The following is a 26,089-nucleotide window of genomic DNA, read 5'->3' as shown; positions in this document are numbered from 1 at the left end:
TTGGCTGATGAATTTCGGGGTAGGGGACGGCCTTGGACAACATCGGGGGAGCTGTGTTTTACAAGGCATCATTGGCTTTCAGTGCAGGTCAATCCTGCTGACAGCCGTTGAGATTGGCTGCGAGGAGCTATGTTTTTGGGGTATGGGGATTGTGCTGGTGCAGATAGTTTGAAAGGGCATAAACTGCCGTTCCCATGACCACACCCCAAAAAGCTGATCCGATACCCCATAGTGTGAGGCCCGAAGTGGTGGTCATAAACGTCACTAGCGCAGCATCCAGATGCTGTTTGTCTGCCAGCGCAGTTGTGAGGCTGGTACTGATGGCTCCCAACAAGGCAAGTCCGGCCATGATCGCGATCATGGTGGCGGGAAAGCTGTGAAAGAACAGCACAATCGAGCCTGCGAAAATGCCTCCGACCAGATAGAAAAAGCCATTAGCGACGCCGGCTATATAACGTTTGTCCGGATCGGGATGGGCATCTTCACTGGTGCAAATGGATGCAGTAATGGCTGCAATCACGGTGGTGATGCCGCCAAAAAATGCCATTGGCACGGATACCAGCGATAACACGCACACAATCGGTCTGCTCGGAAATTGATAGCCTGCCGTTTTCAGAATCGCAAAGCCTGGCAGAAACTGGCCGGTAAGGCTTACGATTACCAGCGGTAACGCCAGGCTCAGAGTCGAACTCCAGCTCCAGGCCGGGGTGATCCACTGCGGCGTTGCCAATTCCAACCGCATCTGATTGAGATTGGCATCCATCAAGGTCAATGACAGCACAAATCCCAGTACCGTCATCATTACCAGAAAATAGCCCCGGCTCAGGTGTTTGAACAATACCCAGCCCAACACCATCAGCACCGTGACCAGTGGTGTTTCTTGCAATGAATGGAATGCTTTGAGACCAAAGCTGAACAGGATGCCTGCCATCATCGCAGCAGCAACATTGCGAGGAATCAGGCGTACTACCAGATCCAATAATCCGGTTATACCGATCAACAACAGAATCAGCGCAGCGGTGATATAGGCGCCAACGGCTTCGTTCAGGCTTAACTCCGGAAACAGGGTCACCAGCAGAACCGTGCCGGGCGCTGACCATGCCGTTACTACCGGAATCTTCAGCCAGGTACTCAAACCGATGCTGGTAATGGCTGCGCCGATGGATACGGCCCATAACCAGGACGCCATCATCTCACTGGATACATCTGCACTCTGGGCTGCTTGAAAAAATATCGCCATTGGCCCTGAATAGGACACCAGTACCGCCATCAGGCCTGCTACCAGTGCGGATAATGATAAATCCCGGTGCATTGGCAGCCCCCGGTTGCAAGTGAACAGATCAGTCAATCCGAGCCACGGCCTTGACCTCCAGAAAATATCCTGGTGCACCACACAACTGGGCCGCGCCAATCGCGGTCCAGGCCACCAGCACCCCTTTCATGTAGCGGTCTCGCACCTGCATAAACAACGGCAGATCGCGCATATCAGTATGATAACTGGTCATCTCGACCAGATTGTCAAAGTCGCCACCGGCTTTTGCCAGCACCCGCTTCATATTCTCGAACACCTGTACAAATTGGGCCTCTTTGTCGGTCACCAGCTGACGGCTGTCATCGCGGCCGATCTGACCGGCAATATACAGCGTGCCATTGGCCAGAACCGCCGGAGCGTAGCCAATCTCATCACGGATAAACTCCATGCCCTTTGGCACGACAATTACGGGTTTAGTCATCAGAAAAACTCGCTTGTTATTGTTATACAGCAGAGAAAAACCGAGATGATTGCTCGGGAATAGCGCAAGGCTACACAGCGGTAAGCAACAGGCACTATCCGGATTCTGCACGCCAGTATCCGGATAGTGCACAGAAGAGAGTCGGGCGGATTCTACATAGCCGCCACGGTTATACTGGCCATTCCGGCGTCATTGCCACCAGATCCGTCACGCCCATATCCACCCCGGCTTGTGACAGCAGCGTGGTAGCCTGTCCACGGTGGTGGGTCTGGTGATTGAACAGATGCATCAGCAAGCTGAAGAAGCTTTTTTCGAAAGGCAGCCCGGCGAAGTTCCGGTACGCCAATCCACGTTGCAAAGCCACATCATCCAGAGTCTCTGCCAGTTGCAACAGCAACTGGTCCAGCTCTTCACGTCGCTGCCGCAACGCGTCAAAGTCCGGGTATAACAAACTATTCAGAGCTGTGGGCATCGGGCAATTCTGCATGGGTGCCAACACCGGACTGGCATCCGCCGCCATAGCGAAACGTTTCAGCCAGACGGTATCAGCCACCACCAGGTGATTGAGAGTGCCAAGAATGGAGCCAAAAAACGCGCCCTGATCCGCTGTCAGCTGCTCGTGCGATAGCGACTGACAAGCGTCATAAAGACGACAATTCATCCACTGGTTGTAGTGCGCCATCAGGCGCACATGGCTGGCAAGGGACATGAGTCGGGAACCTCCGGCTGGCCGATCACAGGTGAGCGCCTCTAGGGACCCTCTGAATAACTCGGTGCCCGCTCTGGCTTATCGGGATGGCGATGAATCACGAAGCCGGTTTGATGGCCCTCTTGCATAACTCCAGGGGGGCTACGTCAAAAACGTGTAACGAGACACATCAGGTTAGATACCGGGATTAACCGGGAATGGATGGGATTGGTTGGGAAAAGCCAGCATTAATGGGGCTTGTAAGCCGATTTCAACTGAATTGAAGCGAACCTGTCCAAGAACAAGCGCCGGGCTATTTCGCCCGGCGTTTTCGTTTTGGCTGCATGATGCTAGACAAAATGCCGCTGTCTAAAAAGATGCCGCCATCAGTAGTCTTTGCCTACCCACACTACACGCCCAACGACTTCCAGATCGGGATTACTGCCATCGAACTTCACCAAGTGCGGAGGGTAATCCTTATTGTCGCTGATGAGCAGCACGCCCTGTCCTGGAACGAGCGACGTCCGCTTTACCACCAGGTGGCCATCGACGCGGATTACATACATGCGGCCATCCTGAGGGCTCTTATCGCTGGTATCCACCATGATGGTGTTGTTGTCGCTGATGGTTGGCTCCATTGAATCGCCTTTAGCAAACACAACCACCAGGTCTTTCTCATTCAATCCCTTGAATTTCAGCCACTTGCGGCGAAATGCCAGCTTCCTTGAAACCTCTTCAGACCCCGCCAATGTGCCATGTCCAGCGCTCACCTGGATGTTGTAGCCAGGGATAAAGGCGTATTCGTCGTGGATGCTTTCTGCTTCATCCTGGGCGGCCTGAGGGGCTTCTGCGCCAGTCATAGAGCCTGTGCCCAGTACCAGCCATTCGATGTTCACACCCGATGCTTTGGCGATTGCTTCCAGGTTCTTGCGCGATGGCTCCGAGGTTCCATCTCGCCATCTTCGTACAACACTTTCAGAAACTCCGACTTCTCTGGCGAATGCACTCGTATTTTTAAACGAGTCAACCAAGTGCGAAATACGATCAGAGAACAGTTCAAAGTTCATAGCTCGTAACCTTTAACTTTTGTCTCGTTTTAATCGCCGAGTTTAATGTTCCATAACTCGTTGTTTTTACAAGGTTTTCTAAAACATCCGGCAAGAAAACCGCAAAAGAGAACTTTTAACCGATTTTATCTGTTGTAATTCGGCTAACTAACCGATAATGTTTACCTAAAGCAGTCACCCAACGGCTTTACGCAAACTGGTCAACAACAGGGCAAAAAAATGAGCAACTCACAGAGTTACCCAGTGCAGGACTGGCACCGTCAGGAAGTGATCGCCGCGATTCGTATGCGCGGTATTTCTGTCGCCGAATTGGCGCGCCAGAACGGTTATGAAAACCCAACCACCTTTTACAACGTGTTCAAGGCTCCGTACCCGAAGGTGGAGAAGATCGTCGCAAAGTTCCTGGGTAAACAGCCAGCCGATATCTGGCCAAGCCGCTACCAGTCCAGCCCGCAAGTATACCGAAATGTCTCATAACATCCGCCGTTTTTGGTTCCGATTGATGGAATCAGCTTAGGCTGCACCGACACCGGTGCACAGAGGCATAACGGATTTTTGATTAGCAGTGGTCAAACGCGGGTAACAACAATGGCTAAACGAAATTGGAAAGGGGTCCATCCCCGCTCACTCAAACATGGCATGGAGCTGTGTGTGGACTATGCCAAGGACGTTAAGAATCTCTCAGTCGAGCGCATTGCGGACCTGATGGGAATCGCCAGCCATTACACCCTTTACAAATGGATTGATGAGGCGCGCATGCCTGCGCTGATGATCCGTCCGTTTGAGCACGCCTGCGGCGTTTCCTATGTCACCCAATACCTGGCCGCCAGTGATCATCAACTGCTGGTGCCAATGCCTAAAGCCCGGCCTGCCAAAGACACCGACCTGATGGCCCTGCAAGCCTCATTCGGCAAGGCCGTCTCTGTATTGGCGGCGTTTTACCTGGGCAACGAAGACGCCGACGCAGCCAAGGCCGAACTGGTGCGTCACATGGCCGATGTTGCCAGCCACCACGCCCGCGTCGAACGCATGGATGAACCTGAATTAGAGCTTTTTGGAGGCGAAGAATGAACACGCCAATTAACCCAGCCAGCCTGAAGCCCGGCACATGGTTAATCCGTGATGCCGGAACTGACCACGAAACCCGCGTGCAGTTTGTCAGCCGTGAACGGACGGGCAAGCGTAAGCCTGCAGTGAGTCGCCTGTTCAGTGCGGAATGGGTCATGCCAGGTTTTGATGGCAACGCCATCGCTTATGACGAAGACCTGATCGGTTTTTACCAGGTAGAAACCGATGTAAACGGCCAGCCACGGCAACAGGCAGGTGCCCAATGACCGACTGGTTTTGCACTCAGGATCTTGCCGGGGTAGCCGGTTTGCCGGGTACCGTGCCGGGCTTGCTGAAGAAGGCCACAACCGAAGGCTGGCAATCGCGTCCACGCTCTGGCCGTGGTGGTGGTTTTGAATACCACATCAGTAGCCTGCCCGCTGAATCCCAGCGCGCCTTGCGCATCAGCCTGGCTAAAAAAGCCGCTGCCCGTGTGAAGGCCAACCCGGTGCTGGCGGATGAAGAAGCCCAGGTGCTGGCGCGTCAGCAAACCCGCGAGCAAGCGCTGAACCGTTACAAAAAGCTGTCTGCCAACCAGAAAAGCAAGGTAGACGCCATTTTGGCCGTATTGGCCGCCGCCGAGCAGTTCCACAAAGCCAGCGGCCTGCCGAAGGGCAAGGCCTACACCGAATTCAGCGACCTCTATAAGAAGCAGGAAATAGCGGTTGAAGCCTGGGTACGTGCAATAGAACCACGCTGCAGCCGCCCATCCCTGTACCTGTGGGAAAAGAAAATCAAGGAACACGGCATTGATGCACTGGCCGGTGATACCGGAAAGGGTCGTCGCGGCTCTGGCATTGTCGATAGTCAGCCTGCGTTGCGTGACTACATCGTCGGTATGGTCGTTGGTCATCCGCACATCAAAATCACCACGCTGGCCAAAGCCCTGCGCGCTGAATTTGCCGGACAAGACGTGAGCCTGCCGTCAGAGCGCCGTCTGGCCGATTGGGTCAGTCAGTGGAAGGCCGACAACATTCAGGTCTACACCGCCGTTACCAACCCGGACGCCTGGAAGAACAAATACATGGACGCCCAGGGCAGCGCCTCTGAGCACGTTGCCGGCCTGAATCAGCTATGGGAATTCGACTCAACCCCCGCAGATCTGATGCTCACCGATGGCCGTCATTCGATCCTGGGCGCTATTGATGTCTGGTCACGCCGTACCCTGTTTGTGGTGATGCCGACCTCCAACAGCAAGGGCGTTGCCCAGGTGATCCGTCGTTGCCTGCTGAGCTGGGGCGTACCGGATACCGCCAAAACCGACAACGGTGCCGACTACAAATCCAAGTACATCCAAAACGTGTTCCGAGCATTGGGTGTCGAGCAGGAATTCTGCCCGCCGTTCCAGGGCTGGAAGAAGCCGCACATCGAGCGCGTATTCAAAACCTTCAGCCACGACATAGCCGAGCTGCTGCCCGGATTTATTGGCCACAACGTGGCTGAACGTAAAGCCATTGAAGCTCGCAATAGCTTCAGCGACCGCCTGTTCAAAAAAGACGAACTGATCGAAGTGCGTATGTCGTCCACCGAATTGCAGCAGTTCTGTAACGACTGGCTTGAACACGAATACCACGCCCGCCGCCACAGCAGCCTGGGCGAATCTCCGGCGGCCCGTGTCGCCAGTTGGCCCGGCACCATCCGCACCATTCAGGATGAACGCCTGCTGGATGTGCTGCTGAGCGAACCCGCAGGCACCCGCACCATTACCAAAACCGGCATCAAGCTGGATGGCGGCAACTACATCCACGCCGAACTGGCAGCCCACACTGGCGAGCAGGTCAACCTGTTTTATGACGAAGCCGACATGGGCCGCGTGTACGTGTACGACCTGAATGGTGAATACATCTGCACTGCCGAAGATCCGGCCATTACCGGCATCAGCCGTGAAGAAGTCGCAACCAAAGCCAAGGCGCTTCAGAAAGAAGCCATCGAAGAGACTCGCCGTGAACTGAAGAAGGCAGCGAAGAGTGTCACCAAACGCGATGTTGCTCAGCAGATCCTGGACCACCGTGCTGCCGAATCCCGTGCCGAGAAAGTCCGCCATTTTCCACGGCCGCAAGAGCAACACACCAGCGCTGGAATTGAAGCCGCCCGCGCTGCTTTGGAAGCCCAGCAACAGCCTGTTATTGAGCTGCCAGCGCTGCCGCCGCTCAAACGGCCTGCCGCGCAGGTGATCCGCCCTGAATTTGCCGCCCCTGCATTCCAGCCACCAGAAGACTTTGAAGAGCGCTACCTGTTGGCGCTGGACATTGAGCAACGGGCCAAAGCCGGAAACGCCAGCGACGCCGAAGCCGCCTGGGCCAAACGCTTCAAGACCAGCAAAGCCTTTGTAGCCGGGAAAGATCTTCACGAAATGCGCACCCATAAAAAAATGCCTTTGAGCGCTCGCTAAGCGCCGATTAACGCGAATTAAACACGCAAGACACGGAGTAAGAATCAATGACGAACATCGCCGGAATCAACAATGTGGCACTGACCAATCAGGCCATGATGCACCTGCAAGACCGCAGCCCAAGCCTGCCAGGTCTGGGCGTTCTGCATGGCCCCAGTGGCTATGGCAAATCCTTTGCTGCCAGCTACGCCGCTAACGCTCACCGCGCGTTTTATATCCAGTGCAAAAGCACCTGGACACGCAAGAAGTTCCTCGAAGCCATCCTCAAGGAAATGGGCATCATGCCCGCCAAGAACCTGGCCGACATGAACGAACAGGCCTGTGAAGAGCTGATGCAGTCTGGCCGCCCGCTGATCATCGACGAAGCGGATTGGCTGGCCGACAGCAAGAGCCACGTCATGCTGGCCATGGATCTCTACGAAGGCTCACAAGCGTCCATTCTTCTGATTGGCGAAGAACGGCTGCCCGCCAAGCTGGCTCATTACGAAAAGATCCACAACCGCATCCTTACCTGGGTCGCTGCTGAACCCTGCCAAATGCGCGACGTGCTGCAGCTGGCCGATATTTACGCTCGGGGAATCGACATCACCGAAGACCTGCTGCTGAAAGTGCTGGACGACACCCACGGTGTCACTCGCAGGATCTGCGTTAACCTTGAGAACATCCGCAACTGGGCTGCCGATAACGGTGTTGAGCGCGTGACGCTCGAAAACTACCGCCACGCCATCTTCACCGGCAAAGCACCACGGGGGCGTTCATGAACACCTTTGCACACGCCAAAGCGATCCGGGTGCAACAGGTGATCTGGGACACCGTGCGTGAACTGCGTGAGTTCACCGAAGCCGACCTGATCATTCAGGCCAGTAAACGAGCGGGTCAAACCGTGCCTGATGACAGTGTTCATGCCTATCTGAACAAGCTGAAGCTGGGCGAATACGTTGAGACTGTCGCGGTTGAAAAGCTCAAACATGGACACGTTCGCAACCGCTTTCAGCTGGTGCGCAACACCGGCCGCGAGGCCCCCCGCCTGACCAGCACTGGTCAGCCCAGCAAGCTGGGGCGTGCGCGGGAAAATCTGTGGCGATCCATGCGCACCCTGGGAACGTTCAACTACCGCGACCTGGCACTCACTGCATGCACAAGTGATGTGGTGGTCCGCGAGTCTGAAGCCAAGCGCTTTTGCCGTTACCTGGAACGCGCCGGGTACCTGGTTGTTGCCCAGCCTCCGGTTCACGCAAAGGCACTCACCGTCTATCGGTTTGTGCAAAGCCGTTACACCGGGCCGTTGCCGCCCATCATCCAAACCATTGAGCAGGTGTTTGATGCCAACACCCAGCAGATCGTCTGGTCTGCGGACGAGCAGGAGGCCAACTGATGGACGCGATCCTGTTAACCACCACTGAACCCCGCTGGCTCACCGAACTGCGCCACCAATGCGCCGCCCGCTCACAGGCACAGGTTGCCCGCGAGCTGGAGGTGTCCGGCGCGCTGATCAGCCAGGTACTGAAAGGCAAGTATCCCGGCGATTTGCACCGGATCGAAAAGCTGGTGCGCGGCCAATACCTGGGCGACACCGTACTGTGCCCAGTCCTGGGCGAGCTGGAGCTGGATAACTGCCAGCGTTACCAGCGCCAGGCCGGAGCCACCCATAACCCGCTGCGGGTTCAGCTGTACCGCGCCTGCAAACACTGTGAACACGCACAGGAGAAACAGTGATGGAACGAATGAATCAGTTGATTGAAAACAAGCTGCTGGCCGCTGCCACCTGCCTGACAGAGCTGAACAAACTGGCGGTGCCGGTGCTGGATGTAGACCTGCACAACGCCATCCCGGTGTTGCGTGTGCAACCGACAAAGGGGCTGCACAAGCTGGCCAGTGCCTGGTGTTTCGCACGCAAGCTGGAACGCGGCCAGCGCATCGATCTGATGCGCGGCCAACTGGCCCGCTGTGTTGTGGAATGGGAGGTGCGCCCATGACCCGCACATTGATCAACCGCCTGCCCGCAGCCCTGCTGCTGGTCGGTGGCATAACCCTGCTGCAACTGCACGCCAGCGACTATTGGACACAACACGCAGGCCAAACCGGCCTGCTGTGGAGCCTGATGATCGAAGGTGCCGCAATGTGGTTATGGGCCGCCCGTAGCCTGGGCAAAAACGCCCTGGCATTGGTCGCCAGCGTGCTGGCCCTGTCAGCACCGCTGTACCAGTTGGGCCAGCCGGTTTATGCCGACTGGCAGCAAACCCAACAGCAGACCCTTTTGGTGCAGCAGCAGATTGATCAGCAACAACAGGCCATAACCCGCCTGGAAGCCAAAGGCACCACCTACCAGCAGAACTCTGTGAAGCGCGACGGCTGGGCAAAACTGATTGAACAAACAGAAACCCAGATTCAAACCGCCGAAGCCGACCGCAACCGCCTGCAAGCCCAACTGACCGGCATGCAAACCGGTGCCGATCTGACCGCACTGGTACCCATCGCCATGACCGCCATGGGCCTGCTGCTGATCCAGGCCCTGGTCATTCTCACCACTCGTACCGTCTTTGCACCGCTGCCTGATCAACGTCATTCCGGGCTGGCCCCGGAATCCATCGACAGCAACCCGATTGGAGCTACACCCCGAAAAAAATCCACGGCCAACCGTTGGAGCCTGACCCAACCGCTGGCCGCGTAACCCCGATTCAACAGGCATACCGAGGGCAGTCACCATGAACCTGAGCCATGCACACAACCACCCAACCCAACAGGAGCCAACGATGAATCAGTACGTGATTGTCAATGTGTGCGCCAGCGTGCGCGCCGAAACCGCCGGGCTGGTGTTCTTCACCCGTGACGGCTCAGTAACCCACGACCTCGAACGCGCCGGGATCTGGACCGAAGGCGAAGTGAATGCCGACCTCGACCGCTTCGACAACGGCAGCACCACCCGTGCCGTGCTGGTGTCCGCCGTGCCCAAACTGCTGGCCGAGGCCGTTGCCGGTGAGGCCATTAACAGCCATGAGCGCATCCTGATCAGCAACATGGCCAACGCCATGCAGCGTGTCCTGGACAACGTCGGCACCCCCGATGCCTTTGGCCGTAATACCGCAAAAGGCCGGGCATTGAATGCCCTGGCCGCCCAGTACCAAAACGCCCTGCAACACCTGGAGACCTGCAAATGAGCAACACAATGGATATTCCCGCCGGATACCTGATGGACAGCCGTGGCCGCCTGGTGCCCGAGGTTCAGGTAAAAGAACAAGACAAACTGCGTGACCAGATCGTCACCGAGCTGGCCAAAGACGCACAGGCCATTCATGAGCGTTTGAGCGCCTTCAAACGCAAAGCCCTGGCCGACATCAAAGACCTGATCCAGATTGCCGCCGACCGCTACGAAGTGGAACTGGGCGGCAAGAAGGGCAACATCAGCCTCACCAGCTACAGCGGCCAATACAAAATCCAACGCGTATACGCCGACCGCATCACCTTCACCGAAGAGCTGGAAGCCGCAAAGGAGCTGTTTGGCCGTTGCCTGGATCGCTGGACCGCCGATGCCAGCGTCAATATCCGCGCCCTGGTAGACCGCGCATTCCGGGTAGGTCGCAATGGCCAGATCAAAACCGCCGAACTGTTGGGGTTGCTGCAACTGGAGATTGACGACGCCGAATGGCAAACCGCCTGCCAGGCCCTGCAAGACAGCATCAAAGTCGAAGGCTCAACCGTATACGTCCGGGTTTACCAACGCATCCCGGATACCGACCAATACCGCCAGATCACTCTTGATCTGGCCAGCGTGTGAGGTGCCACCATGACCCCAATGAACACCGAAAATGGCGCAATCGCAGTAGATCACTGGTTACTGATCAGCCCCTGTTACAGCGGCTTTGAAGACTGTGACACCGTCCAGGTAGAGGTTAACGAAGATCTGATCGACGTGGATGTCGTTCGCATCCCCGACCTGATCCGGGCACTGGAATACGCCTACCAACTGGCAACACAGGATCTGTGAACATGCTCACCACCGAAAAGATCACCACCGGCATGATCACCAAAGAACAATGGAGCCAGCTGCAACAGCAGCTGGCCAGTTCCCACGTAGTAGTAACGCTGGAGCTGGACGGCAACCGCCTGACCATTGAACGGCGGCATATGACAGAAAACAGAACCGCGTTGTGTGTGTTTATTAACGGCAGTATCCGTATTGGCAGCGGCTGGCCAGACTCAGATCACTTCAGCAGCCTGACAGAAAAGGTATGGCGTAAGCGCAGCAAAGCCCTGTATGGCCCCGCCAAGATCAAACAGCTGGAGAAAGAGCTGGGTAAACGCGGTGCTCGCCAGGTGTTCAGCAAGCTGGATAAAACCATTGAATGGTTTGATCCCACCTTCAACACCGCCGCGAGTCTGGTGCGGCAGTTCAAGCGCCTGCAAGGACTAACGCTGGTTAGTATCAATGGCCAGCCAGTTCAGGAGGCCGCATGAACACACCCGCCCAACGCGGTGCAGCCCTGGCAAAGCTGCACATAGCCAAAAAAGAGCTGGCCATGGACGACGACGCCTATAAGGCCCTGCTGGTGCGCCACGGCGCACCGGCAGCAAGCCCCAGCGCCCGCGAGCTGACCATCAAACAGATCGACAGCGTGCTGAATGAACTGATCAGCAAAGGCTGGCAGCCACGCAAAGGCAAAACCATGGAAGAGCGCCGTCAATCAACCGCATCGCGGCAACGCACAAGCAAAACCCGTATCGACAAGATCCGGGCGATCTGGATACAGATGCACCGCGACGGCTTTATCAGCGATGGCAGCGAAGCCGCGCTAATGGCTTGGGTACGCAAACAAACCGCCGCCAAAGACGGCCAGATTGATGCCCTTGAATGGCTGGAACAGACCAGCATGGCCAACACCGTATTGGAACAGCTGAAAGCCTGGAACAAGCGCGTACGCGAGCAAGTGCGGCCGGAGGCAACACAATGCAAATAGGCCGCTGCCCCAACTGCAAAACCCGCCTTAGCCTGGAACACATCATTCAGGACGACGCCGGGCGAGAACTGACCGAGTTGCTGTTTCGCCAGGACGTGCCCACACGGGCCGCTCTGGCCAGTTACCTGGGGCTGTTTCGCAGCCACAGCCGTGACCTGGCCAACGACCGGGCACTGAAACTGGCACAGGAAACCCTGGCACTGGAGTCGGTGCAGTTTCTGGTGCCAGCATTGCAGCACACCGTCGAAGCCATCCGCGCCAAACGCCAGCAACAGGATGTAAAACCGCTGACGAACCACAACTATTTGAAAGCGGTTTTGAAAACCATAGTGGCCAGCGCCACGCTCCCCGTGGCAAACAGCCTGCCAGCAAGTAACCACAGTGCAGCCCAGGTTACCGGGCGTGCAACGTTGGACCAGCTACTGGATAACGATTGGTAGGAATGGATATGGATTCAAACCGCAAGCTGAATGCCCCGGAATTCCTGGCAGATCTGTTTCAGATAGTGGCGCAGGTAGCGCGCCAGCAAGGGTGTGACCCGGAACAGGCCGATGCCATTGCCGACGCCTGCACGGACTCAGTGGCAAAGGAGTGGGGCGGCCTGAGCGTTTATATAGGCAAGGGCACCCATATGAACATCAGCCGCCGGGACATGGCGATTTATCAGGAATTTACCACCGGTAATACGGCCCAGGCATTAGCCCGCAAGCATGGCGTAACCCGAGTTTGGATTTATGCCATTATCCGCCGCGTAAAACAGCAACTGGAGACAGAAGCCGGAAGAAAACAGCAAAGCCTTCTGTAAATCATTCCCCACGCACTGACCCTATCAGTGCGCCATCCCTCCCCATGATTTCATAAATCCCTTTACAAGCCAGCAAGGCCACGAATCGTTAATCTGGAACGAGCTTCGTTGTTTCTGTTCTGAACCGCTTGAGTCAGCCGCAGTTGGAAGCATAAGGCATTCAATTTATTCCGCTGGAAAGGTGAACGGATAATGAATAATCACGATCTGTTTGAAGATGACCACGACATGCTGGATCAGGCGTTGTCACGTCTGGATCAGCTACCCCAGGACGACGAAGCCGTCCGGCTGGCATGGCCAAAACTCCTGATTGAACTGGTTGACGTGTTGGCAAGCGAACTGAAGCGCATGGGCGAAGCCGAAGAAACCGCACTGACAATGGCCCGCCGCCTGGTGGCTCGCCAGGCCAACCACTTCGGCGGTCGTATGATCTATCTGCCTAATGCGGAACGCCTGAAACTGGCATTCCGGGATATGGAAATTTACGGGCAATACAAAGGCGGCAACAGCCGCGAACTGGCGGAACGGTTCGGCCTGACCCAGCAGCAGATCTGCTCTATAGTCGCTCGTCAGCATGGGCTGCACCGGAAGCGGGTTCAGCCGGGGCTGTTTTAATTCTGTAATCCCGCCAGTTCTTCCCGTTGCCGATCCAGTTCACTTTGCTTGTTCTGCATTTGCAGTTTGTACCGATCCGTTACCGCCTGCATCTCCGTTGCCAGGCTTTGCTGATAGGTAGCGCCCGCCAGGTTGTTGTTGGCTTGCCCTTGTTTTACTTTAAGGCCCGCCAGCTCCGTATCCAGTTGCTGCTGCAGTTTGCTGATTTCTTTTTCGCTTTTTTTGATGGCCCGTTCCAGTTCTGCCCGACGATTACTGTCCCGCATTTTTATGTAAGCAGGATTGTCAGTGCTTAAACGATTGTCGGAAGCGGCATCAGGAGCAGGCGCAGGCGCTGTATTGGTTACGCTGTAATGTTTGACCTCGGCCGCCTGGCCATTGGGGCAAGGGTCTTGGGTAAACAGCTTTTGGCCTTTGGCATCCGTACAAACATGATAAGAGCCGCTACCGGCAACGGCATGGAAACTGGCTAATGCCAGCAGAAGTGGTAAGGTTTTCAGCATTGTTTGTATCCTGTCCCTGGTCGTTTATCCGGCAATTTAAACAGGTTTTATTAACCCGGCCAGTGGTCGTGTCAGTAAATATCAAATACCGGGCAAACGGTTTAAATCCCTTGAATCCCGCCACTAACGCGCCCACGCGTAACCTGACCATATCACTGTTTCATCACAACAGACCGGGGTCAGGAGCATGTAATGGGCAACCGCCGCCAGCTTTCGCAAATCACCACCATGGTAATTCACTGTTCGGACTCTCCGAACGGCCGCGCCAACACCATCGAAGACATCGACCAATGGCACCGAGAGCGAGGATTCAAACGCGACCTCAAGCTGGCCCCTCAGTGGCAGCCGCAATTGACCGCCATAGGGTATCACTTTGTCATTGAGCTGGATGGGGCCGTACGTCCCGGCAGGCCACTTCAGGAATCTGGCGCACACGTAACCGGCCACAATCACGACAGCATTGGTATATGCCTGATTGGCCGTGACCAGTTCACGCAAGAGCAATGGGAAAGCCTCCGTACCCTGGTGCAGTCCTTGAGTGACCCTTCCAGCCCACCACACCTGAATATTCGCACGATCTGCGGCCATCGCGACCTGTTTAAAGGCAAAACCTGCCCGAACTTTGATGTAGCCGATTGGTTGTTGAACGGTTGCACCCCGCCACGGGCAAACATTTTGCCGGAGGTGCGCCAATGAACGCCTTGGCCATTATCAAAACACTGGCCAGCGCCGTCAGCTGGCAATTGCTGCAAGACACCCTGACCGCCGTATTGGGCCGCATTCAATGGACCGTGGTGCTGGAGCGCCTGTTAACCCGCGTACTGATTGGCCTGTTGCAGTGGGTAAAAGGCTTGAGCACCAACGACGTGGTAGATGAAACCGTTGATTTGATTGCCGCCATGCTGGAACAGAAACGCCTGTTAAAAGCCACTGAATACCAGTTGCGGCAAGACCGCCGCACACCCGGCACTACCGACGAAAACACCGGAGCCAATGATTAATGGATTGGACCGATGACGCCACCCGCCAGGAGCAGGCCGACCGTGAGCGGGCGTTGGCCAAACAGCACAGCCGCAGTGCCGAGCCCGCCCAATGGGTAGAGCGCGGGGTGGTGCTGTGTATCGACTGCGCCGAACCGATAAGCCTCAAGCGCCTGGTAGCCAAACCCAATGCCGCCCGCTGCATAGACTGCCAGCAGCTGTTTGAACTGATGGATCACTGTTAAGGAGCCGCAATGGAACTGGACTACAAAGCCCTGGGGTTCTGGTTGCAGTTAGCCCAGGCCGTGATCACCGGCATGGTGTTTGTGTATGTGTGGTTAACCAGTCGCCAGAAGGCCAACACCGCCGCCATAGACAAGCTGCGCGAAGACCTCCACGGCAGCATCAATGCCCTGGATGACCGCCTGATCAGGGTAGAGCGGGATGTTGATCACTTACCCACCCATGACGATATGAGCAAGCTGCACACCCGCGTGAACGAAGCCAACGAGAACATCAAGGAAATGCGCGGCACCCTGGGCCAGCTGAATCACACCCTGCAACTGATGCACCAGCACATGCTGAACGGAGGTAAATAACATGGCATTCAAAGATATGGTCGAGCAGGATCAGCGCCTGGTGATCTTGCGCAGCCTGGCCGATGTCAACGGCACCGCCAACGACAGCATTCTGAACAAAATGCTGGATGCTTACGGCCACAAAATCAGCCGCCAGCAGGTGAAAACCCACCTTTATTGGCTGGAAGAACAAGGGCTGCTGACGTTGGACACCGTGTTATCCACCGATGTGGCCACCATAACCGACCGTGGTTACGACGTAGCCCAGGGCCGCGCCCGCGTGCCTGGCGTTGGTCAGCCACGCCCTGGGGCGTAAACATGGCCGATAACATCACCCGAGGTCGTCCCTCCAAAATTGATCAGCTGCCTGAGCAGGTAAAAGCCTTTCTGAATGCGGCACTGCGTGATCCGGCCAATAGCCAGGATGCCATTCGCGAGGAGGTAAACCGTCAACTGGCGGAGATGGGTATTCCAGAAGAAGACCTGCTATCGCGTTCCGGCCTGAACCGCTACGCCACCAAGATGGCCAAGATCGGCAAGAAGATGCAGGAGCGCCAGGCCACCGCTAACGCCTGGGTAGCGAAGCTGGGCGAAAAGCCCACCGGCGATATTGGCAAGTTGCTGATCCAGATGACCCAGACCATGGCCTTTGATGTGGCCGAAGCCGCACTGGACGAAGAAGACCCGGCCAGCCTGGGCCTGATCAAAGAGCTGGCATTAACGGTTCAGCGGCTTGAGAAAGCCAGCATGGACAGCCTCAAACGCGAGAAGGAGATCCGCAAAGCCTTCGCCGAAGAAGCCGCGAACGCCGCCGAAAAAGTAGCCGCAGCAGCCGGGTTAACCCGCGAAGCGGTCAACACTATCAAACAGCAAATTCTGGGGATTGCGTGATGGTCGATACGATCATGGCTTGGCTTTTCAGCATTTGGGCTTTCATCGGTCTCTGTGTTTGGCTGGCTTTTATTGTCTTGTGCCACGATGCACTTCAAGCAGGACCGCTTCGAAAAATCGGCTTATTGCTGGTCTGCATGATTGCCTGGCCTGCCATTGTGTTTGGCTCATGAACGCCGATCTGGATTTGCTGCTGACGACCGTACTCATGGTGTGGCTGGCATCTTTATTTTTAACCGGCGATCAGCTGATCAGGGGGTGTGCATGGATCATTTGTTGGCAGCTTCTTTCGCCGGATCGTCCTCCATCAATTGATATTCCGCTGCTGTTGTTAAGTGGCGGCGTTCTGGAAGTCAGCTATCTGTGCTGCAAGGATTCCTGAAATGCAAGCCCCCGCCTTTATCCCCTACGACGAAAACGAACTGCTGTTGGGCTACCAGAAGCGTTGGATCGCCGACGAATCACCGCTCAAGATCGCTGAAAAATCCCGCCGAACCGGTATCACCTGGGCCGAAGCGGCCGACGCCTGCTTAACCGCCAGCGCTGCCAAAAGCGCAGGCGGCACCAACCATTTTTACGTTGGCTCCAACAAGGAGATGGCGCGGGAGTTTATCGACGCCGTTGCCATGTGGGCGAGGGCGTTTAACAAGGCCGCCGGAGAGATCCAGGAAGAGCTGTTTATAGACGACGGCCAGGACGGCAAAGAGATCCTGACATTTGTGGTCTACTTCGCCAGTGGCTTCAAAGTGCAGGCACTGTCCAGCAATCCGTCCAACCTGCGAGGTATGCAGGGCAACGTCACAATCGACGAAGCCGCATTCCACGAACGCCTGGCTGAAGTGCTCAAGGCCGCGCTGGCACTGACGATGTGGGGCGCTAAGGTCCGGCTGATCAGCACCCATAACGGCGTTGAAAACCTCTTTAACGACCTGATCAACGACAGCCGCGCCGGGAAAAAGCGCTACAGCATCCACCGTATAACCCTGGACGATGCCTGCCGCGAGGGGCTGTTCAAACGCATTTGCCAGCGCACCGGCAAACCCTGGAGTCAGGCCGCCGAAAACCAATGGAAGGCCGATTTGCTGCGCGATACCGCCACCGAAGATGACGCCCAGGAGGAATACTACTGCGTCCCCAAACAGTCCGGCGGTATCTATATAAAGAGGGTGTATCTGGAACAGGCCATGGAGGCGGGTATTCCCATCCTGCGGGTACAGGCACCGGAAGGCTTTGAAACCTGGACTGACGCCCGCCGTAACGGCTGGATCAGTGAATGGTGCCAAACCGAACTGACCCCCTTGATGGCCGAGCTACCGGATGTAAACCACTGCTTTGGTGAAGACTTCGCCCGCCGGGGCGACCTGTCGGTGTTTGCGCCCATGAGCATTTTCCCGGACCTCACCAAACGGGTGCCGTTCCTGGTTGAGCTATGGAACCTCACCTACGACGCCCAGCGCCAGATCCTGTTCTTCCTGTTGGATAACTTGCCACGCTTTCAGGCCGGGGCCTTCGACGCCACCGGTAACGGCGGTTATCTGGCCGAAGCCGCCGCCCTGCGTTACGGCCAGGATGCCATTGATCAGGTGATGTTGAGCGAACCCTGGTACCGCGAGTGGATGCCCAAACTGAAAGCCGAATTTGAAGACGGCAACCTCAAAATACCGCGTCACCAGGACGTATTGGACGACCTGAACAAAATCAAGGTGGTGAACGGTACCCCGAAAATCGACAAAGGCCGCGATGAGCAGGGCGGGGGCAAAACCCGTCACGGTGATAGCGCCGTGGCGCTGGCCATGGCCGTGCGCGCCAGCTGGATGGAAGGCGGTGCCATCGAATACGAAGCCTTGCCCGCCAAACACAACCGCTGGGACGTTCGCCCCGGCCAGACCGACGACGATGACAGTCAGCCAACAGGAGCCTGGTAATGCTGAAAGACCTGTGGGGCCGGGCCGTAAAAACCCTGGGCCTGAACCGTAACCAGACCGGCGACGCCAGCGTGGCTCATTTGCGCCGGGAGTGGGATGAACACCCATCCACCGGCCTGACCCCGGCACGCCTGGCCACCCTGATGCTGGAAGCCGAGCAGGGCAACCTGATGGCGCAATGCGCCCTGGCCGAAGACATCGAAGAAAAAGACGCCCACGTCTTCAGCGAACTGCAAAAACGCCGCCGCGCTACCCTGACCACGCCCTTTCAGGTAGTGCCGCCCGATAACGCCAGTGCCGCTGAAAAAGAAGATGCCGCCCTGTGCCAGCAATGGCTGGAAAGCTTTACCTGGCTGGATGACCTGCGGTTTGATCTGACCGATGCCATCTTCAAGGCATTCAGCGTGGCGGAACTGCAGTGGCAACGTGACGGTAACCTGTGGCTGCCAGAGGGCTATATTCACCAGCCCGCCAGCTGGTTTCAGGTACACCCCGACAACCGCAATGAACTGCGCCTGCGCGATAACACCCCGGAAGGGCAGGAGTTGCAGCCCTTCGGCTGGGTGCGTCATATGGCCCGCGCCAAAAGCGGTTATTTAGCCCGCGCCGGTCTGGTACGCATCATTGCCTGGCCCTACCTGTTCAAAAACTACAGCGTCCGCGACCTGGCCGAATTCCTGGAAATTTATGGCCTGCCGCTACGCCTGGGCAAATACCCCGGCGGTGCCAGCCCACAAGAAAAAGCCACGCTGTTACGCGCCGTGATGAGCATTGGCCACAACGCCGGGGGCATCATTCCCCGTGGCATGGACATTGAGTTTCAGGAGGCCGCCAAGGGCAGCAGCGACCCGTATCAGGCCATGATCAATTGGGCCGAGCGTAGCCAGTCCAAAGCGATTCTGGGCGGCACCTTAACCAGCGGCACAGGCGACGGCACCAACACCAACGCCCTGGGGCAAGTGCATAACGAAGTGCGGGAAGAGCTGCGCGACGCCGATCTGAAGCAGTTGGCCGCCACACTAACCCGTGACCTGCTATTTCCTATCTATGCCCTTAACTGCAAAAGCTACAACAACCCGCGCCGCCACCCGCGCCTGGTGTTTGATGTTACCGAAGGCGAAGACCTCACCCAATACGCCGAAGCCTTGCCCAAATTGGTTGAAATTGGCCTGAAGATTCCGACGGCATGGGCACACGACAAACTGCAAATCCCACAGCCCGAAGGCGACGAACCGGTATTGGCGCTAACGCCGCCCAGTCAGCCGGTTATGGTGGGGCAGGCGGGGGCTGTAATACAGGATAACGGGCAAACCGCCTTAACCCTGCGCCCGGCGCAACCACCAACACAGGGCATGGCGGTATTAACCAGCCGCCCGGACGATCACGAACAGGCGCTGGATAACCTGCTGGCCAGTCTGACCAGCCAGCAACTTAACCAGCAGATGAAAGCGCTTTTAACCCCGGTTCTGGAAACCCTGGCCACCGATCCCGCCGCTGCCGAAACCAAGCTGGCTGAGTTATACCCGGCGCTGGATGACCGCCAGATAGAAGAAACCCTGGCCCGCATAATGTTCGTCGCCGATATTTGGGGGCGCCTGCATGCCAACCAGTAATACCGCCGCCATTGACCTGGGTTATGCCATCAGCCTGCCACCGGCGGACGCCATCGCCTACTTTGAAAGTAAGGGCTACGCCATAGGCTGGAACTGGCAAGACGTCTGGCAAGAAAAACACACCCAGGCGTTTACCGTGGCCAAAGTGGCACGCCTGGATATATTGCAAACCCTGAGCGACGGTGTGTTAACCGCATTAAAAGACGGCACCACCGAGCGTACCTTTATTAAAACGCTGACCCCGTTACTGCAAAAAGCCGGGTGGTGGGGCGAAAAGTGGATAACCGACAGCCAGGGCAATACCGAGGTGGTGCAAGAAGGCAGCCCGCACCGGTTAAAAACCATCTACCGTACCAACCTGCAAACCAGCTACCAGGCCGGGCGTTATCAACAACAGAAAGATAACGCCAACGCCCGCCCGTATTGGCAATACATCGCCATCCGCGACAACGTCACCCGCCCCGGACACCGCAAGTTCCACGGCAAGGTGTTCCGTTACGACGACCCGATCTGGCAAACCCTCTACCCACCCAACGACTGGGGCTGTCGCTGCCGGGTGCGAGCATTAACCGCCAGCCAGGTTGAACAAATGGGCCTGACAGTGGAAAACAGCGCCGACCATATCGCCACGGAACATATCGACGCCGGAATCAATGCCCATACCGGCGAGGTGTATCAAGCCACCGTTACCGGTTTTGATGACGGCAAAACCCGTCTGCTGCCAGGGGCAGGGTGGTCGTATAACAGCGGGCAAAGCTGGCGGGAGCAATTACTACAACAAGCAGAACAAAAGCTGGGGGCGATGCCGCCGCTCTTTGGGCAGAAACTGCTGACGCTGTTTATGGAATCCGTAGCGGCGGTTGTAAGCCGGGATTAACAAACCGATAGGGGCCGATTGAACATGATCAATATCGCCATCACCGATACCAGCCCGCAGATTCTGGACGTGCTGAACCAGTTACAACAACGCGCTGCCGATACCGCACCCGCCATGCGCGAGATAGCCGGGGTATTGGCCGATGGTGTCGAGCAAGCCTTTGCCGATCAGGCCGACCCGGCCACCGGCAAACCATGGCAACCCTTCAGCCCCGCCTACTTAAAACGCAACCCCAAACGCCAGGGCGGCCAACTGCTGCAAGCCAGCGGGCAACTGGCCACCTCAATACAAAGCGACTACGGCCGCGACTACGCCGCTGTCGGCACCAACAAGATCTACGCCGCCATACACCAGTTTGGTGGCCTGCCGGGAATGGCACCCGGCCCCGCCGCTGTACCGGCACGGCCGTACCTGGGTCTGAGCCCCGAGGGCGAACAGGAAATTATCGAGATCGTGCAGGGGTATCTGGCCGACGGCCTGTAAAGGGCTACAAGGCGCGCAAACGACGGAGGGCGGCAACGGGCCGGAGAATTTTTGAAAATGGATTGTGCCGGGATTTAAAGGGGGGTTAAATGCAATGCAATGCAATGTTTTGACCAAGGACGACAGTTGTGCCAGACACAAAGGTTTATAACGTAAGTTTTTATACAGTATTTCTTGTTGATGGAACCGATAATCCGCCAAAACTATCACAGGTATTTGATGGTATTGTCAGTGGTGGTGATTTGCCCTGTGAGGTCTACAATCAGGTAGAACAAATGACTTACCAGCTGCGAGATGTTATGCGGATGGTTGATGGGCGGTTTCGTGGTGTTTTTGCCAAATTTCGAAGTAATGATCTGCCTAAAATAGGAAGTCGTTTTAATAATGGTCAGGATGGTGAGAGACCTATTGATCTGAGAGATGATGAAGGGCTGCTAGAAAAAAACTATTTTTTATATGATCCTCGTATGGAATTGCTCATATTTCAAGTAAATGGGCAGGGTACAAAAATAAATAAGACTGCTGAAATTCTAACTGGTATTTGTAGCGACAAGACGGGGACGATTGTTAATGTTTTCTTGTCGCCAGTTCTTCGCCCAGATGCGATTAGAAGAATTTTAGATGAAAATATAAAGCCTACGAAGTTGAAGGTGTCTTTTGCTAGGCCGACAAATCCGGATATTTATAAGTCTGATATGCCGTCTTTTAGTAATGGGCTTTTAGATCTGCTTAGCTCATCGGATGGTGCAAATCTGACTTTGACGATTAGTGCTAATGGTCGAGGACGTTCCAGTTTTCGGAACTTTCTTTCTGACTCTGTTAAATTAGGCTTGGTTCATTTAAGTGATACCATTCCAGTTGCAACTTCACAACTATGGTTCGATGAGTCAGCTGATCCTATAGATCTGGTTGAGGATCGGATTAAGGGGATAACTGATCCTGTTGAACAGGACGGGAAATACCCGAAAATAGATTCTATTTTTTCGGCTTTGGACGCTGTGTATCGTCGTTATGCCGATGAAATTAAGCAGGTTCTGGCCGTGGGGGATGGTGGTGTTCGCTAAATTACGAGTTAGTGTGATATTTTTGAGTCTGATGATGGCCATTTTGGCTGCTTATTTCTCATTTATATCATTTGACAATCTTTCTGATGGAAAGGCTGGTCAGATTATCTCGAATTTAACTGGGTATGCTGTCACGCTGATGAGTATCCTTGTTGCGTCTGGTGCCATTGTAATGTCTGTAGCTGGTTCGAGATTGATTCGTAATATGACGCAAACTGGGCATTATAAAATGCTGATAGATTCTATGCTTTGTTCAGGTTGCGTTTTTTTGGTGGCTTCATTGGTAGGGGTTGTTTTTATGTATACACCTGCCGTTTATGATCGGTATGGTGTAGCTCTTTTGTCTAGTTTGTTTAGTGTTGGGATGTACAGTTTTGTTGTTTCTACGCACTATCTATACAAAGTGCTTTTACGTATCAATAATTAATTTGCTTTAATCCCACTCCCTTGCTCCGGCCCCTTACCTTGGGGGCATGAGCACACAAAACCCCAACACCACATCCAAACCTGCCCCCGCCAACCCGCACCCGCTGGGCCTAGCGGTATGCAGTGCGCTGTCTGACAGCACCATGCCCGGCGATAACCGCCCCGGAACAGATGGGCTGTACCGTATCCAATTGCTGCCCGATGGCCTGTTTGCCGCCCCCGATGGCCGCCCGGACGATGTGCCCGGTGGCCAGTGGCTGATGGATGCCCAGGCATGGGCCGCGCTCAAGGCCGGTATGGATGGCCGTGCCAATGATTACGTGATCGACTACGAACACCAAACCCTCTACGCCGCCGAATCCGGCAGCGCCGCCCCGGCGTCCGGCTGGATCAACCCTGCGTCAATTACCTACGAACCCGGCAAAGGCTTGTTTGCTCTGGCCCGCTGGACGCCCCGCGCCCGTGATTACATTCAGGGCGAGGAATACCGCTTTATCAGTAGCGTGTTTACCTACGACAAACAGACCGGCCGCCCGGTCAAGCTGTTGCACGTTGCCCTGACCAATGACCCCGCCCTTGATGGCATGGATGCCATTGCCGCGTTATCCGCCCGCATGGGTGCGATGGAACCCGTTAGCCCAAACCCGCATACCCGCAAACCAACCCCCGCAACCCCGAAAGGTGCCCACATGAACGAGGAACTCCGCGCCCTGCTGAAAATGCTGGGCATTGAGGTAGAGGCCGGCGACGTATCCGAAGCCGCGCTGACCGCTCACTGTAAAACCGCCCACACCGCCCTGGCCGTGTTAACCGCCAAAGCCAACAAGGTGCCCGAGCTGGAAACCGGCCTGGCCGCACTGAAGGCCCAGAAAGCCGGAGAAGTGAACCTGGGCCAATACGTACCGCGCCAAACCTACGATGCCGCTGTCACTGAACTGGCGGCCCTGCGTGCTGAAAACGGTGTGCTGACCATTGACCAGCTGATCGAAAGCGCCGCCGATGAAGGCAAGGTGCTGGCCGCCGAAACCGATTACCTGCAGGCGTTTGGTAAACAGCAGGGGGTTGCCGCCCTGAAATCCCTGCTAGCCCAGCGCCCGGCCATTGCAGCCCTCAAGGCGCAACAGGCGGGCAACCGCAAGCCACCGGAAACCAGCACCGGCACCGCCGCCCTGAGCGCCGATGAAAAGCTGGTGGCCGATCAGCTGGGTATTTCCCACGCCGATTTCCTGAAAGCCAAAGCTGAGGAGCAATAATCATGGCCTTTGTTACCGCTGCCATTCTGAACAGCCTGCGCACCGCTTTCCGTGCCGATTTTCAGAACGCCCTGCAAACCGTTGACCCGCAGTATTCGCAGGTAGCGACCGTGGTGCCCAGCACCACCAAAAGCAACACCTACGGCTGGTTGGGCAGTATGCCCGGCTTCCGCGAATGGATTGGCGACCGTGTGATGAACAGCATCAAGGAACACGGCTACAGCATCACCAACAAGACCTTTGAAAGCTCGATTGCCGTCAACCGCGACGACATCGAAGACGACAACCTGGGCATCTATAAGCCCATGGTGCAGGAGCTGGCCCGCGAAGGTGCCGAGTTCCCGGACGAGTTGGTGTTTGCGTTGTTGGCCAGCGGCTGGGCCAACACCTGTTACGACGGCCAGTATTTTTTTGATACCGATCACCCGGTCAACAGTGCCCACGATGGCACCGGCACCGATGCCTCTGTGGCCAACGTGCTGGTGAATGGCAGCTATACCGGCGAGCCCTGGTATTTGTTGGACACCTCCCGCGCTATCAAGCCGCTGATCTGGCAGAACCGCCGTAACCTGGCCCTGACCACCCTGTTTAACCCAGACGATCCGGCGGTGTTCACCAGCAACGAGTTCCAGTTCGGTGCCGACCTGCGCGGCAACGCCGGTTACGGCTTCTGGCAAATGGCGTTTGGGGTAAAGGATGACCTCAATGCTACTAACCTGTGGGCCGCCTGGAAGGCAATGCGCGCCTTTACCCGTGACGGTGGCAAGAAGCTGAAGATCCGCCCAACCCTGTTGGTGGTACCCGCCAGCCTGGAAGAAGCCGCCACCAAGTTGTTAGAGCGTGATCTGTTGGTAGAAAACGGTGCCGCCGTTAACAACGAGCTGAAAGGCAAGGTCAAGTTGCTGGTGGCCGACGCCCTGTAACACGCAGGGGTAACGCCCCGTCGTTTGACGGGGCTTTAACAGACGTTAATAGGTGATTTATGACGGATAAAACCCCGGTTAAAAAGCCCGCGCCATCTAAAGGCGTGCCAGCGCTGATGATCAGTACGGCACGCGGTATCAGCAAATTCCGCCGCGCCGGTTTTGGCTTTGCTGAAACACCGACGGTCATTCCGCTGGCTGACTTGAAAGAACATCAGATCAAGGCCCTGCGTAATGACCCGGCCCTGATCGTGAAAGACGCTGTGCAGGAAGTTGACAAAACAACGGAGGCCGCCACGGCCAAGGAAGAAGGGCAGGCGCTGCCTGGTGGTGGTGACTGATGGCCTATGCAACCGCCACCGATCTGGTATCCCGTTTTGGTGAACTGGAATTGTTGCAGCTGACCGATACGGATAACAGCGGTCAGTTGGGCAATAGCCAGATTGATTCCGCCCTGGCCGATGCCAGCGACGAAATCGACAGCTATCTGGCCGGACGCTACGCACTGCCGCTGGCCACAATCCCCACGCTGCTGGTGGCGGTCTGCGCTGATGTTAGCCGTTATTACCTGTACGGCGCGGCCGTGCCCGAGCTGGTGCGCGAGCGTTACCAGGAGCGCATCAAGTTCCTGGTGCGGGTGGCCAGCGGCACCGCCAGCCTGCCAATACCGGAGGCCGCCAATACCAGCACCGACGCCGATGGTATCGAGATCAGCAGCGATGGCCATGACTGGCGCCGGGGTAGTGGGGCCTTCGGGGTTTAAGGAGGCAGCATGTTTGACCATATCGAAACCGAGCTGGTGGCGCGTCTGAAAAGCCGCCTGCCAGCCCATGTTCACGTCCTTACCGCCGCCGATCTGGCCGGTGCTACCGAAGCCAGCCAACCGGTGCCCGCCGTGCATCTGGTGTATCAAAACTACCGTGTCCTGGAATCCCGCAACGACGGCCGCGCTAGCCGCATTCAGCAAACCTGGCTGGCCGTAATAGCCGTCCGTAACGTCCGCAATCCCCGCAGCGGCAGCGCCGCCCGCTCTGAAGCCGTTGAGTTGGCCGCCCAGGTAGCGCCGACATTAATGGGCTTTAAACCCGATGCCGCCGCCAAACCACTTATCTTGGTAAACGCACCACAGGCGAGCTACAGCGCCGGGCATCAATACCTGCCGCTGGCCTTCGCCGTCGAAACCACCTTAACCGCCAGCGCCTGAATACACC

At 56.4% G+C, this 26,089-nt stretch carries 40 protein-coding genes; 35 read left to right on the top strand and 5 right to left on the bottom strand.

Features of this window, described 5'->3' with window-relative positions:
* Positions 1-127: 127 nt before the first annotated feature.
* The 4 genes from OUO13_RS13295 to OUO13_RS13280 form a co-directional block, all read right to left on the bottom strand.
* Positions 128-1,312: a benzoate/H(+) symporter BenE family transporter gene (locus tag OUO13_RS13295; protein WP_283174382.1), complete on the bottom strand. Its 1,185-nt coding sequence runs from the start codon at positions 1,310-1,312 to the stop codon at positions 128-130.
* 28 nt (positions 1,313-1,340) lie between these two features.
* Complete coding sequence (locus OUO13_RS13290; RefSeq protein WP_283174381.1) at positions 1,341-1,733, bottom strand: RidA family protein; 393 nt, start codon at positions 1,731-1,733, stop codon at positions 1,341-1,343.
* A gap of 169 nt (positions 1,734-1,902) precedes the next feature.
* On the bottom strand, positions 1,903-2,442 hold the full coding sequence (locus OUO13_RS13285; protein ID WP_283174380.1) for a DinB family protein: 540 nt from the start codon (positions 2,440-2,442) through the stop codon (positions 1,903-1,905).
* A gap of 365 nt (positions 2,443-2,807) precedes the next feature.
* Positions 2,808-3,488, bottom strand: a complete 681-nt coding sequence (locus OUO13_RS13280) for a LexA family transcriptional regulator (RefSeq protein WP_283174379.1) — start codon at positions 3,486-3,488, stop codon at positions 2,808-2,810.
* Positions 3,489-3,707: 219 nt separating this feature from the next.
* On the opposite strand from OUO13_RS13280, the gene OUO13_RS13275 reads away from it, so the two are divergent.
* From OUO13_RS13275 to OUO13_RS13195, 17 genes are all read left to right on the top strand, one after another.
* On the top strand, positions 3,708-3,965 hold the full coding sequence (locus OUO13_RS13275) for a helix-turn-helix domain-containing protein (protein WP_283174378.1): 258 nt from the start codon (positions 3,708-3,710) through the stop codon (positions 3,963-3,965).
* Between the two features lie 111 nt (positions 3,966-4,076).
* Complete coding sequence (locus OUO13_RS13270; RefSeq protein ID WP_283174377.1) at positions 4,077-4,559, top strand: hypothetical protein; 483 nt, start codon at positions 4,077-4,079, stop codon at positions 4,557-4,559.
* Complete coding sequence (locus OUO13_RS13265; RefSeq protein ID WP_283174376.1) at positions 4,556-4,822, top strand: hypothetical protein; 267 nt, start codon at positions 4,556-4,558, stop codon at positions 4,820-4,822. Before OUO13_RS13270 ends, OUO13_RS13265 begins: the two co-directional genes overlap by 4 nt.
* On the top strand, positions 4,819-6,987 hold the full coding sequence (locus OUO13_RS13260; protein WP_283174375.1) for a Mu transposase C-terminal domain-containing protein: 2,169 nt from the start codon (positions 4,819-4,821) through the stop codon (positions 6,985-6,987). The genes OUO13_RS13265 and OUO13_RS13260 overlap by 4 nt, the downstream gene beginning before the upstream one ends.
* 47 nt (positions 6,988-7,034) lie before the next feature.
* Positions 7,035-7,748 (top strand): AAA family ATPase, encoded by a 714-nt coding sequence (locus tag OUO13_RS13255; RefSeq protein ID WP_283174374.1) that lies wholly within the window; start codon positions 7,035-7,037, stop codon positions 7,746-7,748.
* Positions 7,745-8,362 carry a hypothetical protein gene (locus tag OUO13_RS13250; protein ID WP_283174373.1) on the top strand — a complete coding sequence of 206 codons (618 nt, stop codon included), beginning with the start codon at positions 7,745-7,747 and terminating at the stop codon, positions 8,360-8,362. Before OUO13_RS13255 ends, OUO13_RS13250 begins: the two co-directional genes overlap by 4 nt.
* The gene (locus tag OUO13_RS13245) at positions 8,362-8,703 is read left to right on the top strand and encodes a helix-turn-helix domain-containing protein (protein ID WP_283174372.1); all 342 of its coding nucleotides are present in this window, start codon (positions 8,362-8,364) and stop codon (positions 8,701-8,703) included. The genes OUO13_RS13250 and OUO13_RS13245 overlap by 1 nt, the downstream gene beginning before the upstream one ends.
* A complete protein-coding gene (locus OUO13_RS13240) occupies positions 8,703-8,963 on the top strand; it encodes a hypothetical protein (RefSeq protein WP_283174371.1) in 261 nt (86 codons plus the stop codon). Before OUO13_RS13245 ends, OUO13_RS13240 begins: the two co-directional genes overlap by 1 nt.
* Complete coding sequence (locus OUO13_RS13235) at positions 8,960-9,658, top strand: hypothetical protein (RefSeq protein ID WP_283174370.1); 699 nt, start codon at positions 8,960-8,962, stop codon at positions 9,656-9,658. The genes OUO13_RS13240 and OUO13_RS13235 overlap by 4 nt, the downstream gene beginning before the upstream one ends.
* A gap of 82 nt (positions 9,659-9,740) precedes the next feature.
* Positions 9,741-10,145: a hypothetical protein gene (locus OUO13_RS13230; RefSeq protein WP_283174369.1), complete on the top strand. Its 405-nt coding sequence runs from the start codon at positions 9,741-9,743 to the stop codon at positions 10,143-10,145.
* The gene (locus OUO13_RS13225) at positions 10,142-10,762 is read left to right on the top strand and encodes a DUF3164 family protein (RefSeq protein ID WP_283174368.1); all 621 of its coding nucleotides are present in this window, start codon (positions 10,142-10,144) and stop codon (positions 10,760-10,762) included. Before OUO13_RS13230 ends, OUO13_RS13225 begins: the two co-directional genes overlap by 4 nt.
* 9 nt (positions 10,763-10,771) lie before the next feature.
* Positions 10,772-10,972 (top strand): hypothetical protein, encoded by a 201-nt coding sequence (locus OUO13_RS13220; protein WP_283174367.1) that lies wholly within the window; start codon positions 10,772-10,774, stop codon positions 10,970-10,972.
* A 2-nt stretch (positions 10,973-10,974) separates the two neighbouring features.
* A complete protein-coding gene (locus OUO13_RS13215; RefSeq protein ID WP_283174366.1) occupies positions 10,975-11,442 on the top strand; it encodes a hypothetical protein in 468 nt (155 codons plus the stop codon).
* A complete protein-coding gene (locus tag OUO13_RS13210; protein ID WP_283174365.1) occupies positions 11,439-11,942 on the top strand; it encodes a regulatory protein GemA in 504 nt (167 codons plus the stop codon). The genes OUO13_RS13215 and OUO13_RS13210 overlap by 4 nt, the downstream gene beginning before the upstream one ends.
* Positions 11,933-12,382 carry a hypothetical protein gene (locus tag OUO13_RS13205; RefSeq protein ID WP_283174364.1) on the top strand — a complete coding sequence of 150 codons (450 nt, stop codon included), beginning with the start codon at positions 11,933-11,935 and terminating at the stop codon, positions 12,380-12,382. The genes OUO13_RS13210 and OUO13_RS13205 overlap by 10 nt, the downstream gene beginning before the upstream one ends.
* An 8-nt stretch (positions 12,383-12,390) precedes the next feature.
* Positions 12,391-12,747, top strand: a complete 357-nt coding sequence (locus OUO13_RS13200; RefSeq protein WP_283174363.1) for a Mor transcription activator family protein — start codon at positions 12,391-12,393, stop codon at positions 12,745-12,747.
* A 192-nt stretch (positions 12,748-12,939) separates the two neighbouring features.
* Complete coding sequence (locus tag OUO13_RS13195) at positions 12,940-13,362, top strand: Mor transcription activator family protein (protein WP_283174362.1); 423 nt, start codon at positions 12,940-12,942, stop codon at positions 13,360-13,362.
* Here the strand turns inward: OUO13_RS13195 and OUO13_RS13190 are convergent.
* Positions 13,359-13,865 (bottom strand): DUF4124 domain-containing protein, encoded by a 507-nt coding sequence (locus OUO13_RS13190; protein WP_283174361.1) that lies wholly within the window; start codon positions 13,863-13,865, stop codon positions 13,359-13,361. The two genes, OUO13_RS13195 and OUO13_RS13190, sit on opposite strands and share 4 nt — an antisense overlap.
* Before the next feature lie 192 nt (positions 13,866-14,057).
* On the opposite strand from OUO13_RS13190, the gene OUO13_RS13185 reads away from it, so the two are divergent.
* The 18 genes from OUO13_RS13185 (at position 14,058) to OUO13_RS13100 (ending at position 26,082) form a co-directional block, all read left to right on the top strand.
* Entirely contained in the window at positions 14,058-14,561 is a 504-nt protein-coding gene (locus tag OUO13_RS13185) for an N-acetylmuramoyl-L-alanine amidase (RefSeq protein WP_283174360.1), read from the top strand.
* On the top strand, positions 14,558-14,866 hold the full coding sequence (locus OUO13_RS13180; RefSeq protein WP_283174359.1) for a hypothetical protein: 309 nt from the start codon (positions 14,558-14,560) through the stop codon (positions 14,864-14,866). The genes OUO13_RS13185 and OUO13_RS13180 overlap by 4 nt, the downstream gene beginning before the upstream one ends.
* Entirely contained in the window at positions 14,866-15,090 is a 225-nt protein-coding gene (locus OUO13_RS13175; RefSeq protein WP_283174358.1) for a TraR/DksA C4-type zinc finger protein, read from the top strand. The genes OUO13_RS13180 and OUO13_RS13175 overlap by 1 nt, the downstream gene beginning before the upstream one ends.
* A 9-nt stretch (positions 15,091-15,099) precedes the next feature.
* Positions 15,100-15,444 (top strand): DUF2730 family protein, encoded by a 345-nt coding sequence (locus tag OUO13_RS13170; protein ID WP_283174357.1) that lies wholly within the window; start codon positions 15,100-15,102, stop codon positions 15,442-15,444.
* A gap of 1 nt (position 15,445) precedes the next feature.
* Positions 15,446-15,739 carry a VpaChn25_0724 family phage protein gene (locus OUO13_RS13165; protein WP_283174356.1) on the top strand — a complete coding sequence of 98 codons (294 nt, stop codon included), beginning with the start codon at positions 15,446-15,448 and terminating at the stop codon, positions 15,737-15,739.
* A gap of 2 nt (positions 15,740-15,741) precedes the next feature.
* A complete protein-coding gene (locus OUO13_RS13160) occupies positions 15,742-16,314 on the top strand; it encodes a DUF3486 family protein (protein WP_283174355.1) in 573 nt (190 codons plus the stop codon).
* Between the two features lie 169 nt (positions 16,315-16,483).
* The gene (locus OUO13_RS13155; protein WP_283174354.1) at positions 16,484-16,696 is read left to right on the top strand and encodes a hypothetical protein; all 213 of its coding nucleotides are present in this window, start codon (positions 16,484-16,486) and stop codon (positions 16,694-16,696) included.
* Between the two features lies 1 nt (position 16,697).
* The gene (locus OUO13_RS13150) at positions 16,698-18,239 is read left to right on the top strand and encodes a hypothetical protein (protein ID WP_283174353.1); all 1,542 of its coding nucleotides are present in this window, start codon (positions 16,698-16,700) and stop codon (positions 18,237-18,239) included.
* A complete protein-coding gene (locus OUO13_RS13145) occupies positions 18,239-19,852 on the top strand; it encodes a DUF935 domain-containing protein (protein WP_283174352.1) in 1,614 nt (537 codons plus the stop codon). The genes OUO13_RS13150 and OUO13_RS13145 overlap by 1 nt, the downstream gene beginning before the upstream one ends.
* On the top strand, positions 19,839-20,729 hold the full coding sequence (locus OUO13_RS13140) for a phage head morphogenesis protein (RefSeq protein ID WP_283174351.1): 891 nt from the start codon (positions 19,839-19,841) through the stop codon (positions 20,727-20,729). Before OUO13_RS13145 ends, OUO13_RS13140 begins: the two co-directional genes overlap by 14 nt.
* Positions 20,730-20,753: 24 nt before the next feature.
* A complete protein-coding gene (locus OUO13_RS13135) occupies positions 20,754-21,212 on the top strand; it encodes a phage virion morphogenesis protein (protein WP_283174350.1) in 459 nt (152 codons plus the stop codon).
* 128 nt (positions 21,213-21,340) lie between these two features.
* Positions 21,341-22,276, top strand: coding sequence for a DUF6731 family protein (locus OUO13_RS13130; protein WP_283174349.1), 936 nt, complete (start codon positions 21,341-21,343; stop codon positions 22,274-22,276).
* A 22-nt stretch (positions 22,277-22,298) separates the two neighbouring features.
* The gene (locus OUO13_RS13125; RefSeq protein ID WP_283174348.1) at positions 22,299-22,703 is read left to right on the top strand and encodes a hypothetical protein; all 405 of its coding nucleotides are present in this window, start codon (positions 22,299-22,301) and stop codon (positions 22,701-22,703) included.
* Between the two features lie 46 nt (positions 22,704-22,749).
* On the top strand, positions 22,750-23,955 hold the full coding sequence (locus OUO13_RS13120) for a phage protease (RefSeq protein WP_283174347.1): 1,206 nt from the start codon (positions 22,750-22,752) through the stop codon (positions 23,953-23,955).
* Between the two features lie 2 nt (positions 23,956-23,957).
* Positions 23,958-24,878, top strand: a complete 921-nt coding sequence (locus OUO13_RS13115) for a Mu-like prophage major head subunit gpT family protein (protein ID WP_283174346.1) — start codon at positions 23,958-23,960, stop codon at positions 24,876-24,878.
* A gap of 59 nt (positions 24,879-24,937) precedes the next feature.
* Complete coding sequence (locus OUO13_RS13110) at positions 24,938-25,219, top strand: HI1506-related protein (protein ID WP_283174345.1); 282 nt, start codon at positions 24,938-24,940, stop codon at positions 25,217-25,219.
* Positions 25,219-25,641 (top strand): gp436 family protein, encoded by a 423-nt coding sequence (locus tag OUO13_RS13105; protein ID WP_283174344.1) that lies wholly within the window; start codon positions 25,219-25,221, stop codon positions 25,639-25,641. Before OUO13_RS13110 ends, OUO13_RS13105 begins: the two co-directional genes overlap by 1 nt.
* A gap of 9 nt (positions 25,642-25,650) precedes the next feature.
* The gene (locus OUO13_RS13100; protein WP_283174343.1) at positions 25,651-26,082 is read left to right on the top strand and encodes a phage tail terminator protein; all 432 of its coding nucleotides are present in this window, start codon (positions 25,651-25,653) and stop codon (positions 26,080-26,082) included.
* Positions 26,083-26,089 lie beyond the last annotated feature (7 nt).

Origin of the sequence: Parathalassolituus penaei (genome assembly GCF_026626885.1) — a bacterium.
Taxonomy (GTDB): domain Bacteria; phylum Pseudomonadota; class Gammaproteobacteria; order Pseudomonadales; family Oceanobacteraceae; genus Oceanobacter; species Oceanobacter penaei.
The sequence above is the reverse complement of the archived record's forward strand: the minus strand, read 5'-3'. Positions and strand labels throughout refer to the sequence as shown.